7 protein-coding genes and 5 tRNA genes are annotated in these 15,057 nt (G+C 60.9%); 5 read left to right on the plus strand and 7 right to left on the minus strand.

All coding sequences use genetic code 11. The features are described 5' to 3' along the window. Window positions 1-86: 86 nt before the first annotated feature. The 4 genes from J3B00_RS21690 to J3B00_RS21705 all read left to right on the plus strand — a co-directional run bounded on the left by J3B00_RS21690 (window position 87) and on the right by J3B00_RS21705 (window position 10,099). The gene (locus tag J3B00_RS21690; protein WP_209871716.1) at window positions 87-1,118 is read left to right on the plus strand and encodes a hypothetical protein; all 1,032 of its coding nucleotides are present in this window, start codon (window positions 87-89) and stop codon (window positions 1,116-1,118) included. 28 nt (window positions 1,119-1,146) lie between these two features. After that, window positions 1,147-6,252, plus strand: a complete 5,106-nt coding sequence (locus J3B00_RS21695; RefSeq protein WP_209871719.1) for an RHS repeat-associated core domain-containing protein — start codon at window positions 1,147-1,149, stop codon at window positions 6,250-6,252. Between the two features lie 227 nt (window positions 6,253-6,479). Beyond that, the gene (locus J3B00_RS21700; RefSeq protein WP_209871723.1) at window positions 6,480-9,023 is read left to right on the plus strand and encodes a fimbria/pilus outer membrane usher protein; all 2,544 of its coding nucleotides are present in this window, start codon (window positions 6,480-6,482) and stop codon (window positions 9,021-9,023) included. Next, a complete protein-coding gene (locus tag J3B00_RS21705; RefSeq protein WP_209871725.1) occupies window positions 9,020-10,099 on the plus strand; it encodes a fimbrial protein in 1,080 nt (359 codons plus the stop codon). Before J3B00_RS21700 ends, J3B00_RS21705 begins: the two co-directional genes overlap by 4 nt. 1,610 nt (window positions 10,100-11,709) lie before the next feature. Here the strand turns inward: J3B00_RS21705 and J3B00_RS21710 are convergent. The 5 genes from J3B00_RS21710 to J3B00_RS21730 all read right to left on the minus strand — a co-directional run bounded on the left by J3B00_RS21710 (window position 11,710) and on the right by J3B00_RS21730 (window position 12,270). Continuing rightward, window positions 11,710-11,785, minus strand: a tRNA-Gly gene (locus tag J3B00_RS21710). Between the two features lie 86 nt (window positions 11,786-11,871). Then, window positions 11,872-11,947, minus strand: a tRNA-Gly gene (locus J3B00_RS21715). A 3-nt stretch (window positions 11,948-11,950) separates the two neighbouring features. Further along, window positions 11,951-12,026: transfer RNA gene (locus J3B00_RS21720), tRNA-Glu, on the minus strand. Window positions 12,027-12,115: 89 nt separating this feature from the next. Further along, window positions 12,116-12,191 (minus strand) — tRNA-Gly (locus J3B00_RS21725). Window positions 12,192-12,194: 3 nt separating this feature from the next. Beyond that, a tRNA-Glu gene (locus J3B00_RS21730) sits at window positions 12,195-12,270 on the minus strand. 330 nt (window positions 12,271-12,600) lie between these two features. Between J3B00_RS21730 and J3B00_RS21735 the strand changes: the two genes are divergently transcribed. Further along, window positions 12,601-13,368 carry a hypothetical protein gene (locus tag J3B00_RS21735; RefSeq protein ID WP_209871728.1) on the plus strand — a complete coding sequence of 256 codons (768 nt, stop codon included), beginning with the start codon at window positions 12,601-12,603 and terminating at the stop codon, window positions 13,366-13,368. A 249-nt stretch (window positions 13,369-13,617) separates the two neighbouring features. Here the strand turns inward: J3B00_RS21735 and J3B00_RS21740 are convergent, their stop codons facing one another. After that, window positions 13,618-14,100 carry a GAF domain-containing protein gene (locus tag J3B00_RS21740; protein WP_209871731.1) on the minus strand — a complete coding sequence of 161 codons (483 nt, stop codon included), beginning with the start codon at window positions 14,098-14,100 and terminating at the stop codon, window positions 13,618-13,620. Then, complete coding sequence (locus J3B00_RS21745) at window positions 14,101-14,988, minus strand: ATP-binding protein (protein ID WP_209871735.1); 888 nt, start codon at window positions 14,986-14,988, stop codon at window positions 14,101-14,103. Between the last annotated feature and the right edge of the window lie 69 nt (window positions 14,989-15,057).

The raw sequence follows: 15,057 nt of genomic DNA on the forward strand, positions 1-15,057 counted from the left end.
AGACATAACGTGCGCAATGACTTAGCGCTCAGTGAACGCCCTTAATAGCGGCATTGAACAGGCATCGCCTGAAAGGATGTATTACCATGCAGCACACGCCCTTCTCTCTTGTTTCGGCCGGTGCCTTACTCTGGGCTGGCTTGATGACCGCCCACGCAGCACCGACGCAAGCCGGCACTATCGTATTGTTCGACAAGGACAACAAAACCTGCACACTGGAGGTGCCAGCCGGCGCCTCCGGCAAAACCTGGAAGTTTGACCTGAATACCGTAGGTTCAAGCTGCTACAACGTCTTGCCGCGGCAAATACAACTTACCAACTTGCCGTCTGCTACCCAGATTCTGATGACCGATGCCTACTGGTGCAATGAAGCAACTGAGCCACAGGATAGTTACGACAGCAAAGATCACTGGATCAAACTTCGCACGACCCGCCGACCCACGACCACCGAAATCTATGGCATCCATGACTGGTACGCTTACAGTAACGGCTCGATCATTACCCCGGGATTACAACTGCTCGATAAATATACACGGTCCGGCACGCCGCAACATGACACATTGTCGTGTATCAGAGTTACTACATCCGCAGGCCCTGATACGCCAGTATTCCCGACCGCGAGTGTCGGCTCACGTAGTTGGGGCGATTCGCATAGCGAATACGACTCAAAAATCACCTGTGAGGGCAACACGGTGATGACCGGGCGCAATCATCGTGGCGACGATAGAGGGCAGACCAAACACGAATGCGGGGTTGTTTCACAAGACGGCAATGCCGCCGTGGTGGGCACTCGCGGCTGGTCGATAAAATTCAGTGAGTCTGACAGAGTCGGCAATAACGAGTGGGACGAAGGGTATTACTTCAGCTGCCCCCTTAATCAGGTAATGACCGGCCGCGAACATTGGGGGGACGAAAACGGTGACACACGGTACGAGTGTGCACCGCTGACGGTAAATGGTCGCCAACTTGACGTAATCCCGGGTGACTGGAGTGCAGGCATGAACGAGACAGACAGCGAACATAAATGCGCGCCGGACCAAGTCATGGTCGGTCGCTGGCACCGAGGCGATGAAGACACCAAGGGCTCGACCCGTTACCGCTGCGCAACTGTGCGCTAACCCTGCCTGAATCTGGAGCACTGTACTCATGACGATTTCATCCACAGCGCAATCCAACGCGTTCAACTTCCTCAGCTTCCTGCAACACAGTGTCGACCCGCGCACCGGCCAGTACACCCTGGGCATCGAACTGCCCGAACTGGTCGGCAACGACCTCAGCGGCCCGTCGCTGCCGCTGCGCCTGGCCTTCAACCCGATGAACGACCAGGACTCCGGCTTCGGTCACGGCTGGAGCCTTAACCTCAGCCAGTACGTGCCAGCCACCAACATGCTCAGCCTGCACACCGGCGACAGTTTCAAGGTCACCGGCAGCGGCGACCAGCCAGACATCCGCGAACGCAAGCTGGAAACGTTCCACTTTCACAAGGACGCTGCCGAGCGCTTTCGCGTGGTGCATAAATCCGGACTGGTGGAAGTGCTCGAAAGCCGCGGCCCGAGCACTAACCGCGTGGCCTTGCCTACCCGTGTCGAGGCGCCCTCCGGGCACTGGATCGAATTGAGCTACGGCGACTATTACGGCGCCCCCTGCCTGACCTCCATAATTGACGGCAGTGGCGTCAAGCTGTTGGCCCTCAGTTACAGCGATGGCCAGGTGCTGATCGACCTGCACCCTGAAGCCGGCCCAGGCGGCACACCGCTGGCGCGCTATCAGGTCAAGCTCGACAAGCGCGGCCGCGCCAACAAGCGCCTGCCTTTCGAGGTGGTATTGCCCAGCGAAGACAATGCCAGCTGGCGCTTCGAATACGAGCACTTCGAGGACCGCAACCTGCAGCAGCTGGCCTGCCTGAAGACGGTACATACGCCAGTCGGTGGCACGGAGCGCATCGAGTACCTGGACGACGGCCACCGCTTCCCTGAGGCGGCCAACCCCAGCCTCACCCCCGCGCCGTTGCCCCGGGTGACCCGCCACGTTATCGAACCCGGCTTCGACCAGCCGGACATGGTTACCGAATACGCCTACACCACCAACAACTTCCTCGGGCGTGGCGCCACCGGCGTGGTCTGGCGCGAAGACGGTGAGGACAACCTCTACCAGTTTGCCGGCACGGGTTTCAGCTACGGCAGTACCGTCAGCTATCTGCAAGCCGGTACAGCCCTGCGTACAGTCAGCCGCAGCTTCAACCGCTTTCACCTGCTGACCCTGCAGCGCTCCGAAGAAGCGGGCTGCATCGAAGAAACCGAAACCACCTACCCTGAAGTCGAAGGCCGCAGCTTCGACCAGCAACCGAGCTATTTCCAGTTGCCGCACAAGGTGCTCAAACGCTGGAAGCTCGCCTCTGACCAGACCAAGTACCGTGAGGAGTCGTTGCTCAACAGCTATGACATCCACGGCAACCTCGTGGAAGAAACCCAGGCGAACGGCATCCGCACGACCTATGCCTATTACCCAAGCGCGGGCGAACAGGGCAAGGACGAAGAGGGCAAGCCGGTCGAACTCTGCCCAGCCGATCCACACGGTTTTGTCCGCACGATCAAAGAGATGACCATCCATCCGGCGGCTGCCGCAGAGGGCGAAGCGCCAACCCTGCGTACCCGCTACCGCTACACCGCGCTAGCGCCGTTGGGCCAGGCCACGCAAAGCAGCGCCTGGCTGGTGGCCAGCGAAGAGGATCACCTGCAGGTCGAGGCGGAACAGGAAATCCTCTTGCGGCGCACCCAGCGTACCTACCTGGACAAACCGGACACGCCCTTTCAACACGGCCGGGTAGACTTCCAGTTGGAGACACTCAGGCATGGCGCGGACCGACGCCAGGACAAGACATCGCGCACCAGCTACTTCTACAGCCTGATCAAGGACGACAACGACCAGCAAAGCCTGGTCCAGACCAAAACCACCGTACAAGGCCATGACCTGGCCCAGAAGAGCCTGTACAGCGCGCACTCGCGCTACACCGGGCTGCATGTGCGCAGTCAGGACCTCAACGGCGTCTACGTCCATCAACGCTACGATGCTATGCGACGCCTGGTAACCCAAACCATCGCCCCAGGTACTGCGTTCGAAGCCAGCCAGCATTACCAGTACAACCTGAGCAGCGCCGGGCAACAGCCGAGCCAGATCAGCACTGACGTCAAAGGGGTGAGAACCCGAACCTGGTTCGATGGCTACAACCGCACCCTGTGGGAAGAACGTGAAGTTGAAGTAGAGGACACGCGAACCGCCGACGCAGCTTCTACGCGCCAGTGGTTCAAGGTCAGTGAGACACGCTATGACAGTGTTGGCAGGACCTCTGCGCAAGTAACCTACGACCACTATCAGGATCGCCAGCTGGCGCTCACCAGCCGCTTCGAATACGACGGCTGGGGCGATGTGTGCAAGACCACCGGCGCCGATGGCGTGATCCAGCGCCGCGAGCGCTCCCCCTTTGGCGCAGAGGGCGACATCATCAAGACCTGGCAAGAGCGCGCCAACCAGCCTGGGGTTCGTCAGCAACTGCAGGTCAGTGAATACAACCGGTTCGGCAAACCGCTGCACGATCGCCGCCTGGACGTCGATGAACAACCGGCAGGCAGCCTTGAGTACTACTACGACGGCCTCGGCCGCTGCGTGCGTGACGTACGCACCCTGCGTGACCCGCTGGCGACCCGAGCCGCACCCATCATTCGCAGCCAGCGTTACAGCTACGACGTGTGGGGCCGCATGACACGCAACGAGCGGGCAAACGGTACCAGTCTGGTCCGCCACTTTGCCAGCCACACCACCAATGCGCTCACCACGCGCCTTGAACTGCTGGCGCCCAATGCACAACCTGGGGCCGGGCAAACCATCTGCGCACGCCAGTTCGATGGCCTCGAACGCTTGTCCAGCCTGTCAGTCGGACCTCGCACCGAGCAGTACACCTATCAAAACGAGCAGGTGCTGGTCCACACGCATACCCGCGCCAGCGGCCGCACCTACACCTTCAGCTATCAGCCCGAGCTGACCTCTCAGCCCACCGCCATCAGCTGGAAAGCTGACGCCCAAGCCGAATTCGGCTACGCCAAAGACGACGCGGCAATCACCCGAGCAAAAAACCCCGAAGGTGAGCGCCTCTACACCTATACCGATCAGGGGTTCGTCAGCCAGGAAGCCTGGCAAGGCACAACTGCCGCCGACAACTACACCATCGAACACCGCATGTCGGTGCAAGGCCGGCCTTACCAGCGCAGCTCCAGCAATGGTGAGCAGACGCTGCATACCTATGACCCGCAGGGGCGGTTGAAAACCACCGTACAGGGTAATCTGCACGCCACCTTCAGCTACGATGACGATGGCCGGCTCGCCACCACTCTGACCACCGACACTGCCAGCGACCGCACCGTCACCTGCGTGCAGACCTACGACAGTCTGGGTCGCGAGCATACCCGCACACTGAGCCTGGACGATGGCACCGAGCAAACCCTGCAACTGACCTGGCGTGATGACGATCAGTTGCACCAGCGCAGCCTGCATCAGGGGGCAACGCTACTGCTCAAAGAGACCTTCCAGTACGACACGCTCGACCGCCTGACCAAGGTCGAGTACGAAGGCGCCGAGCTGCCCTGCAACGCTGCCGGCCGGGCGCTCAAGAGCCAGCAGATGCGTTGGGACGACCTGGACAACCTTACCCAGTGCCGGAGCGACTTCGCCGACAGTCAACGCGACAATGCCGTGTTCACCTATGCGACTGACGGCAGCTTCCAGCTCAAGTCCGTCACACACAGCCTGCAGCCGGACTACCAGGCAAGTCAGAGTTTCAGCTATGACCCGGACGGCAACATGCTCAATGACGAGTGGGGTCGCGCGCTGAGCTATGACGACCGCGGTCGTTTGCTGGAAGTACGCAGCGTCGATGGCAGCGAATTGCTTGCCCGCTATCGCTACGACGGTCACGACCACCTGCTTGGGGTAACCCACGGCAATGCTGGGGAAGTCTTGCGCCGCTATCAGGGCTACCGCCTGAGCGCGACCGTACAAGGAAATACCCTTACCCAGTACCTGTATGACGGCGAGCGCCCACTGGGTCTGCAGCGGCACCAGGTGGCTCCGGTCAGCGGTGAAGCCGGACAGGGTGCGGGCGTAGACTCACGCTTGCTGCTGACCGACGTCAGCGACAGCGTGATCGGTGAATACGCCGAAGACGGCCTGCACACCGCGCACTACAGCGTCTACGGTGAACGTGCCGAAGACGAGGCCCTGCACAGCCTGCTGGCGTTCAATGGCGAGGTGCGCGAGCAGCTATTCGGCTGGTATTTGCTGGGACGCGGCTATCGCACGTACAACCCGGGGCTGATGCGCTTCCACAGCCCTGACTCACTTGATCCGGAGCAATCCGGGCTCAACCCTTACCTGTATGCGCTAGGCAACCCGGTCAGCTGGCGCGACCCTAGCGGCCACCGCGCAGCATCGGCGCCCCTGCGCGATCCAAGGCCGCCGATCCAGGACCCTGTCGAACAGCCTGGTGTTGCCAAGAACAACGCCGTGTGGATTGGGGTGGGTCTCAGCGCGCTGTTCATTTTGCTGTCGGTGGTTCCTATTGTGGGTGCGCTGGCAGCAGGTGCGGCGATGACCGCGACCATGGCCATTGGCCTGGCCGGTGTTGCGTTGCAAACGGCGGGGTTGGGCATGCAAATAGGCGCCATTCTCGTCGATGACCCAGCGACGAGTGAATGGTTGACGTACGCCGGTATGGCTGCGACTGCGATAGGGGGCCTCATGTCCGGTCCGGCGGCCTGGAGAGGGTCGCAATTTTTGAAGATGAAGTTCGCTACGGTGAAGGTGCCGACCCCTCCACCCAGTACCCCGAGTGTCACCCGCTCCAATAGCTGGAGTTCAAATTTCAACAGGTCTATGGATTCGTCATTTGACTCACCCCATAGCACCGTTAGAAGCAACAACTCCCAGCGGAGCTCTGGCGAAACTGCACGACAGATTGTGGACACCCCAGAGCCGGATTACGACATCACGCCACCACCATCCCCACCCCCTCAGCGCACTTTTGTATCACCACCAGAGGAGCAAGGGGGGTCTGCCCCACCTCCGCCACCTGCGGCGAATGAGCCAGTGGCACAAGCATCGCCAACGGGATGGCGGGGACTTAGAAAAGTGTTCTTCAGTTGGCACGACGACGGTATACGAAACGGGGGACGCGGCACGGTTAATAAACCCCCCTTTTAAAACCTTCTGATGGACATCAGGGCCTGCCGCGACAGGCCCTGATGATTAATCCGATTCAGTTAGAGACACAACCTACATCGCCCTTTTACTCCTCTCCCTATCGTGCAGCGCTCTGAGCCGCGCTGCCGAGCAATTGGCATGCAAGGCCTAACCGCCCACGTCATTGACGAGGCGCCTGGTCTGTGTGAGGCGCCTGTCAAGCTGGTGGCCTCGATAGGACCCTCTCCATGCACCCGCTCCATAGGCGCTTGCTTGTGCCGTCACGCCCTGGTTTTGCACCACTGCTGGCCATAAGTGGCGGCTGCTTGCTACTGACCCTCACCAAAACAGCATTTGCCGAAACCTCCCCCGTACAATTCAACTCAAGTTTCATGCGCCAAGCCCCCGATCAGGAGGCCGAGGCCGGGTCTGTCGCGTTGCAGGCACTCGCCGCCAACATGCCGTTGGCACCAGGGCGCTATCAGGTAGCGCTGAGCGTCAATCAGGCCTATCTCGGTTACCGTGAGATTGAATTTCAGCAAGGATCACATGGCCAAGGCTTACAGGCATGCCTGAACGCCAACCTGGTGCGCGAGGCTGGCGTGCGTGAAGAGGCGCTAAGTTCAGCTTTGGACGAACAGGACCCGTGCCTGAACCTGGCCGCACTGATCAGCGACGCGCAAGCGCAGTTCGATCCGCGCACGCTCAGCCTGAATCTGTCGATTCCCCAGGCCGTGCTGCGCCGCGACATTGCTGGCGCCATCGACCCAGCGCGCTGGAGCCAGGGCATCAACGCAGCATTCCTCAACTACCAGGTCTCGACACAGGCGCGCAGCCGCAACGGCAGCGCCAGCCAGACCAGCCATGACCTGCACCTGAACAGCGGCGTCAATCTCGGCCCCTGGCGCCTGCGCAGCAGCCAGGTGTTGCGCGATGACCAAACCGGGCAACGGCGCTGGACGCAAAGCAATACCTACGTGCAGCGCGACCTGCCCGACAACCGCAGCATGTTGACCTTGGGCGAGACCTTCAGCGACGGCACGGTGTTTCGCAGCCTGCCCTTCAAGGGCGTGCAAGTGAACTCCGACCTGGGCATGCTGCCCGACATCATGCAAAACTATGCCCCGCTGATCCGTGGCGTTGCGCAAACCCGCGCCAAGCTTGAGGTGCTGCAAAACGGCTACCCACTCTACTCCACCTACGTCGCCCCTGGCCCCTATGTGATCGATGACCTCAGCGTCGGCGCTGGCAGCGGCGAACTGGAAGTCGTCCTCACCGAAGCCGACGGCAAAGTCTCGCGGTTTTTCCAGCCCTACTCGAGCCTGGCCAACCTGCTGCGCGACGGTACCTGGCGCTACAGTGCCACGGCCGGGCGCTACAACGGCGCCGAGCACATTGATGAGCCGCTGTTGCTGCAAGCGACCCTGGCCCGCGGCGGCGCCTGGAACACCACCCTCTACGGCGGTGTCCAGGGCGGCGACTATTACCGCGCAGCAACCTTCGGCGCAGCGCGCGACCTGGGCGAGCTCGGCGCCCTGTCATTCGATGTCACCCAGTCACACAGTGACCTGGGCAAACAGTTGGGCGAGGTTCAGGGGCGCAGTTTTGCAGCCCGGTACGGCAAGACCTTCCAAAGCGGGACCAACGTGCGCTTTGCCGGCTATCGCTATTCCACCCAGGGCTATCGGGATTTTGACGAAGCCGTGCGCGAGCGTTATGCCTACGCCGGCTATCTGGGCAACCGACGCAGCCGCGTCGATCTCAGCGCCCACCAGCAGATCGGCCAGCGCAGCTCGCTCAGCCTTAACCTGTCGCAGGACGATTACTGGCGCAACAACCTGCGCCGTCGCAACTATCAGTTTCAGTTCAGCACCTACCTAGGCAAGGTCAGTTACAACCTGTTCGCCTCCCAGGCGCTCAGCGCCCGCGGCAAGGATGACCGAATGCTGGGCCTGAGCATCTCCATGCCGCTGGACATCATTCGCAACACCAACCTCAGCTTCGATGCGCAAGCCAATGGTAGCCGCTTCAGCCAGCGTGCCAGCCTGACCGGCAGTGCCCTGGACAACCGGCTGAGCTATGTGACCTCGGCCAACCGCAGCGAACAGGGCCAACACAGCGGCGCTGTATCGTTAGCTTACCAAGGCGATACCAGCAACTATGGCCTGGGCTATACCGAGGGCAGCAACTATCGGTCGTTGTCGCTCAACGCCAGCGGCAGCCTGCTCCTGCATGAACAGGGCGTCGTCTGGGGGCCGTACCTGGGCGAGACCAATGCACTGGTCCAGGTGCCGCAGATCGCCAATGTCGGCTTGCAGAACGCAACAGCCGGTCGCACCAACGCCGACGGCTTCATGGTAGTGCCGTACTTGCGCCCCTACCGCGCCAATCAGTTGGTGCTGGACACCGACCAAGCCGGCCCGGAAGTCGACATCGACAACGCCAGCCTGCATGTCGTCCCGCGCCGTGGCGCTGTAGTGCGCGCAGATTTTGCTGCGCGCAAGGTCGCGCGGCTGATCCTCACCCTGCTGCAAGCCAATGGCCAACCGCTGCCGTTCGGCGCCCAGGTCAGCGATGCGCAAGGCAAGCCGCTTGCCGTGGTCGGCCAGGGCGGCCAAGCGTTGATCGCGACCAACATTGAGCAGCAGCAACTGCACTTGCAGTGGGGCGAGCAGCCCGAAAACTGCCAACTGGACATCGACCCTGGGCAGATGCCGCAAACGCAAGGCTACCGAATGCAGACATTGAGCTGCCTATCGACCTCAGATCCTGCAAGGAATCCCGCAGCATGAAACGACTTTCGCCAACCCAGTTGATCGCCCTGGTGTCAGCCCTCGGCTGCAGTACGCCCGCCTTGGCCATTTGCGAGTGGCGCGGGGGTATTTCCGGGGAGCTGGTGCACAATCTCACCCTCACCGCGAATCTATGGGTACCCCGCGATGCGCCAGTAGGCACGGTGATCGGTCCACTCGAACAGCGCTATAACGTAGGGAATGATGCACGCCTGGGCGTCAACTGCAATAACGTCACCGGCACCGAGTACCTGACCGCGCAGGTAGCCAATACCGCGCCGATATTCGCTGGCTCCCTGCCCCCTATTGGCGGGCAAGACCTCAACGGCCGGGTTCTGCAAACGGATGTACCCGGCATAGGCATCCATGTCCGCCTCGATAACCCCTATACCGGCGGCGGTTTCGCTAACTACTGGACTCCCGACAGCTGGACTTCAGTCCCGTATACAGGTCACCACAACAGTGCTACTGGCCCGCTTGCGATCGAAATGGCCAACCTGCGCGTCTACCTGACCCTGATCAAAACTGGCGCTATTCCCCCAGGTCCAAACAGTTTCAACGGCCAGAAATTGCTCAGCGGCACCTACAGCGATGTCGGCACGGTCATGCGTGCCCACCTGCACGGTACCGTCACCAGGGCAGAATGCACCTTACGCCCGGATGCTGTGAGCGCAGACCCAGTTGATCTGGGGGACCATGAGTTGAGCGTGTTCACCGCGGAGCATACGACCACGCCTTCGGTACCTTTTCACATCACCCTCAACGATTGTGAAGACGACCCCGCCGCAAGCACTGCCACTGCCTATATCAACTTTGATGGTGTAAGCGGATCGATCCCGATCCAGCATGACCTGGGGCTGTTCAGTCTTAACAGCGTCGCCAGTGCCACGGGTATTGGTATCCAGCTGCTACACGCTGACGGTACGCCGGTCAGGCTCCAGCAAGACCTGGCAATCAAGCCATTGACCGTTGGCGACACACAGTTGCATTTTCAGGCGCGCTACTACCAGACTCACTCGAGCGTGACGCCTGGGAGTGCTGAAGGTACGTTGAGCTTTACCGTGAGCTACCGGTGATACGTGGGGCGGGGCGAAGGTAACAAAGGTTGTTCACGGATTGGCGGGGATGGTGGGGGTGGGGCTTTTAGGCTTTTAGGCTGGGGGCTTATCCATTTTATGGGGTGGCGCTGCTGGCCCCTTCCGCCCTTACGGCGGGTCACTTTTTTTCTTGGAAAAAAGTAACCAAAAACCGCTTGCTCCATCATACGGCCCCTACGCTGCGCTTCGGGGTTCCCTCGCTCCGGTCTTGCTCCGGGAGGACCGCGCTGTACGGCCCCTCCTGGGCCTCAGCGCTTTCCGGCCATCCATGGCCTCCACCTCCCTGCGCAAGACCTGCGCTCGGCCTCCTGAAGTCGCTGGTAGATCAAGAGCCAGATCAAGATCAACAGCCAGGGCAACGGCAGGCGAATCGCTGCGCTCTCGCTTTGTTTATTTACCAGCGGATTTGTGGGGTGGCTGGCAGGGCTGCGCCCTGCGATTTGCATTGGCAGTACCGGCCTCTTCGCGGGACAAGTCGGATCGCCGCACCGCCGCTCCTACAGGGATTGCGCGGATTTTGAATTCGGCGCTGTACCGGCCTCTTCACGGGGCATGTCGGATCGCCGCACCGCCGCAGCAACAGGATTGGCGCAGATTTTGAATTCGGCGCTGTACCGGCCTCTTCGCGGGGCATGTCGGATCGCCGCACCGCCGCAGCAACAGGATTGGCGCAGATTTTGAATTCGGCGCTGTACCGGCCTCTTCGCGGGGCATGTCGGATCGCCGCACCGCCGCAGCAACAGGATTGGCGCAGATTTTGAATTCGGCGCTGTACCGGCCTCTTCGCGGGGCATGTCGGATCGCCGCACCGCCGCAGCAACAGGATTGGCGCAGATTTTGGATTCGGCGCGATACCTGTAGGAGCGGGCTTGCCCCGCGAAGAGACCCGAATATCCACCACACCTGCCACTATCGAAGACAACGCCAGCCCAGACGCCACCCGTAACTTCGCGACGTCAGGAGGCCGAGTGGAGGTCTTGCGCAGGGAGGTGGAGGCCATGGATGGCCGGAAAGCGCTGAGGCCCAGGAGGGGCCGTACAGCGCGGTCCTCCCGGAGCAAGACCGGAGCGAGGGAACCCCGAAGCGCAGCGCAGGGACCGGATGCAGGAGCAAGCGGTTTTTGGTTACTTTTTTCCAAGAAAAAAAGTGACCCGCCGTAAGGGCCATCCCTTTCAAGGTCTCTGCATTTTTCTGAATTTTCCTTTGGCTTGAGTTCGCCGGGGCCGCTGCGCAGCCCTTTCGCGACACAAGGCCGCTCCCACAGGGTGGAGTTTTGCCCATTTTTTGTTCAATACATGAAAGTCACTGCCCGGCGCCGTCCATGTGGGAGCGGCCTTGTGTCGCGAAAGGGGCGCGCAGCGGCCCCGGCGAGCTCACGCCAAGCGCAATTTCAGAAGACCTTGAAAGGGATGGCCGTAAGGGCGGAAGGGGCCAGAAGCGCCAGCGCATCAAATGGATAAGCCCACCAATTTCTAAGCCCGCCAAGCCAAGCCAAGCCAAGCCAAGCCAAGCCAACAGATCATCCGCCCAACAATCCGTGAAAAACCCCAAAAAAAAACGCCACTCGCATGAGTGGCGTTTTTCGTGTTTGGAGCGGGAAACGAGACTCGAACTCGCGACCCCGACCTTGGCAAGGTCGTGCTCTACCAACTGAGCTATTCCCGCAAAGTGAAGCGTGTTGCTGTCGGCGTGAAAGGCTGTACTGCCCTGCACCACCGCTGTTACGTCATGAACGCCACAGTTTGAAAAACTGGAGCGGGAAACGAGACTCGAACTCGCGACCCCGACCTTGGCAAGGTCGTGCTCTACCAACTGAGCTATTCCCGCAAATGGCGTCCCCTAGGGGACTCGAACCCCTGTTACCGCCGTGAAAGGGCGGTGTCCTAGGCCACTAGACGAAGGGGACACACAACGCTTTTCAGCGCACCAGGACTTCCTTTCGTAATGTCCTGGATTTCTTTTTTCCAGCCCCGCCGCTAAGCGTTGCCGTAAAACTGGAGCGGGAAACGAGACTCGAACTCGCGACCCCGACCTTGGCAAGGTCGTGCTCTACCAACTGAGCTATTCCCGCATATGGCGTCCCCTAGGGGACTCGAACCCCTGTTACCGCCGTGAAAGGGCGGTGTCCTAGGCCACTAGACGAAGGGGACACGCTGCAAGCATTTTCATGCTGCTTTCACTCCCTGCCTCGTATCGCTGTGTGCTTTACGCTGCAAGTGGCGCGCATTCTAGGGATGCCGTGGATAGTCGTCAACCCCTTTGTATAAATTTATTTAAATCAATGACTTCGGCCGACGGCGACCGCCTTGGCAGTGGGCGTCCGGGTATTGGCGTTGATTTTCTGACGGCGTGGCGGCAAGCTCCCAAGCAAAGTGCCATTATCCTGCTAAATAGAGCGTAGATCCCGCCGGCCTGCACTGTTCGCTGCCCGGGGAACTCACTACACTCATTAATGCACAACTTCTTCCGAGGCGTTAACGGTGACACCACTTCTGATCACCCTGCTCATCGTGGCCGGTATCGCATTGCTGATCGTGATCGGCTACCTCAATAACATCGTTGAGAACACCAAGCTTGATCGCGCGCGGCTCAAGATCGAGCTGGCCGAACGTGCTCGCCGCTGCGCGGAGCTCAACGAAACCTTCCCAGGCCAGCTGACCACGCCCGCCCTGAAGTTGCTGATGACCCGCCTGGAACTGAACGTCACCCAGCGCCAGTTGGCGGTCGACAAGCACAACGCTGAGCTGAAGGCGCGCCTGGCTGAGCTGGAGGGGTTGATTGCGCTGGGAGAGAAGCTGCCGCTGAACAACCCGCCAAGCCCCATCCAGACCGAGGCCAAGGCCAAGGACGTGCGCTTTCTGCTTGAGGCACTGCACAACCAGATCGTGCGGGCCACCCAGGAAAGCTTTCTGGCGAGCAACGAGGGCAAGTACTGGGTCAAGGAAATCCGCCACATCCTGGTCCTGCTGCATATAGAGTTCTTCAACAGCCTGGGGCAGCAGGCGCTTCAGCAGAATCAGCCCGGGCATGCACGGCTCGCGTTCGAACGTGGCGTGCAGTATCTGCGCAAGCAGGCCGAGCCCAAGCAATATGAGGAGCAGTTGACCTATCTGGAGAAACTGCTGGGTAGGGCCAACGCGATGGTGCTGGACCAGATGGAGCCCGCCCAGGCAGATGAGAACGAACTGACTGAAGGGCTCAAGACAGACGAGGATGAGACCTGGAAGAAGAAGGTCATTTACGACTGATCGGTTGGCTGGGCGGGCCTCTTCGCGGGACAAGCCCGCGCCTACAGGGCTCGACTAAATCAATGCGTTAGCGTTTTGGTCTATGAGAGCGTGACCGGATTGCAGCCGGCGAACGGAGCGTATCTGGATAGGATGCCGGTGAGGGCTGCGCCCTCATTTCGCGACACAAGGCCGCTCCCGCAGGGATCGCGCATGCCTCATGACTGGCGCTGTGTTTGTGGGAGCCTTGTGTCGCGATAGCCCAGCCCATCAGCAGTCGGTCAATTCCAGAAAGATCGCCACCAACCGCTCGATGCCCAGCTGATCCACTTCACTGAAGCGCGCCAGCTTCGGGCTGTCCAGATCCAGCACGCCAACCAGCCTGCCCGCCTTCACCAGCGGCACCACCAGCTCACTGTTCGACGCACTGTCACAGGCAATATGCCCGGGGAAGGCATGCACATCGTCAACCCGCTGGGTCTGCCGGGTGGCCGCCGCCGCGCCGCACACGCCCTTGCTGAAGGCAATGCGCACGCACGCTACCTGCCCCTGGAACGGCCCCAGCACCAACTCCTCGTTGCGGTTGATATAAAAGCCTGCCCAGTTCAGGTCATCCAGCTGGCTATAAAGGAAGGCCGAGAACTGCGCGGCATTGGCGATGAAATCACGCTCGTCGGCAAACAGCGCCTGCACTTGAGCAGCCAGCAGGTTGTAGCCATCGAGGCCGGCGCCACTGGCATTAAGGTCGATCATTTATTTCTGCTCCAACAATTGCAGCCCAACCCAGTAGCGGGCGAACTGATAGGCACAACGGCCATTTCGGTTGCCACGGCCGGTCGCCCAGCGCACAGCAAGGACTTCAAGCGCTTCGTCACGCTGCCAGGCCAGCCCGGCCGCGCTGGCCAACTGGCCGATCCAGTGTTCGACCACGTCGAGGAAATGCTCCTGGCTGAACGGATAGAACGACAACCACAGGCCGAAACGGTCAGACAGGGCAATCTTGTCTTCCACCGCTTCGTTAGGGTGCAGCTCGCCGTCGACCATCTTCCAGTTTTCGTTGTCGCTCTGTTTCTCCGGCACCAGGTGCCGGCGGTTGGACGTGGCGTACAACAGGACGTTGTCTGGGGCCTGCTCCAGCGAGCCATCGAGCACGCTCTTGAGCACCCGATAGTCGCCCTCCCCGGCTTCGAACGAGAGGTCATCGCAGAACAGGATGAAACGCTGTTCGAGCCTGTGCAGTTGCTCGACCACCCGCGGCAGGTCGGCCAGGTGGTCGCGCTCGATCTCGATCAGGCGCAGCCCAGCCCCGGCATGCTCGGCGAGCAAGGCGCGCACCAGCGACGACTTGCCGGTACCGCGCGAGCCCCACAGCAAGGCATGGTTGGCCGGCAGGCCATTAATGAACTGATCGGTGTTGCGGCCTAACTGATCACGCTGCTTGTCGACGCCGATCAGGTCGCTCAGGCGCATGTCCAGGCTAACCTCCAGCGGCATCAGGTAACCGCTGCGCCCGTCACGCTGCCAACGGGCCGCCAAGGTGCTGTGCCAGTCGATGTGCGGACGCGGGGCGGGCAACAAGGGTTCGAGGCGCGCCAGGACGGATTCGGCACGGTCGAGGAAGGCGGTCAAGCGGGGGTCCATGGTGACTCCTTAGACGTATAGGGCGGGCACTGCCCGCAACAATATTCCAGCTGAATGTACGACAGACCC

The organism is Pseudomonas sp. BP8, assembly GCF_017875955.1.
Classification (GTDB): Bacteria; Pseudomonadota; Gammaproteobacteria; order Pseudomonadales; family Pseudomonadaceae; genus Aquipseudomonas.

Excerpts from the sequence above, each read along its gene's own strand:
- J3B00_RS21690 (WP_209871716.1), top strand. The coding sequence starts at position 87 with ATGCAGCACACGCCCTTCTCTCTTGTTTCGGCCGGTGCCTTACTCTGG.
- J3B00_RS21700 (WP_209871723.1), top strand. The coding sequence starts at position 6,480 with ATGCACCCGCTCCATAGGCGCTTGCTTGTGCCGTCACGCCCTGGTTTT.
- J3B00_RS21740 (WP_209871731.1), bottom strand. The coding sequence starts at position 14,100 with ATGATCGACCTTAATGCCAGTGGCGCCGGCCTCGATGGCTACAACCTG.
- J3B00_RS21745 (WP_209871735.1), bottom strand. The coding sequence starts at position 14,988 with ATGGACCCCCGCTTGACCGCCTTCCTCGACCGTGCCGAATCCGTCCTG.
- J3B00_RS21705 (WP_209871725.1), top strand. The coding sequence starts at position 9,020 with ATGAAACGACTTTCGCCAACCCAGTTGATCGCCCTGGTGTCAGCCCTC.
- J3B00_RS21695 (WP_209871719.1), top strand. The coding sequence starts at position 1,147 with ATGACGATTTCATCCACAGCGCAATCCAACGCGTTCAACTTCCTCAGC.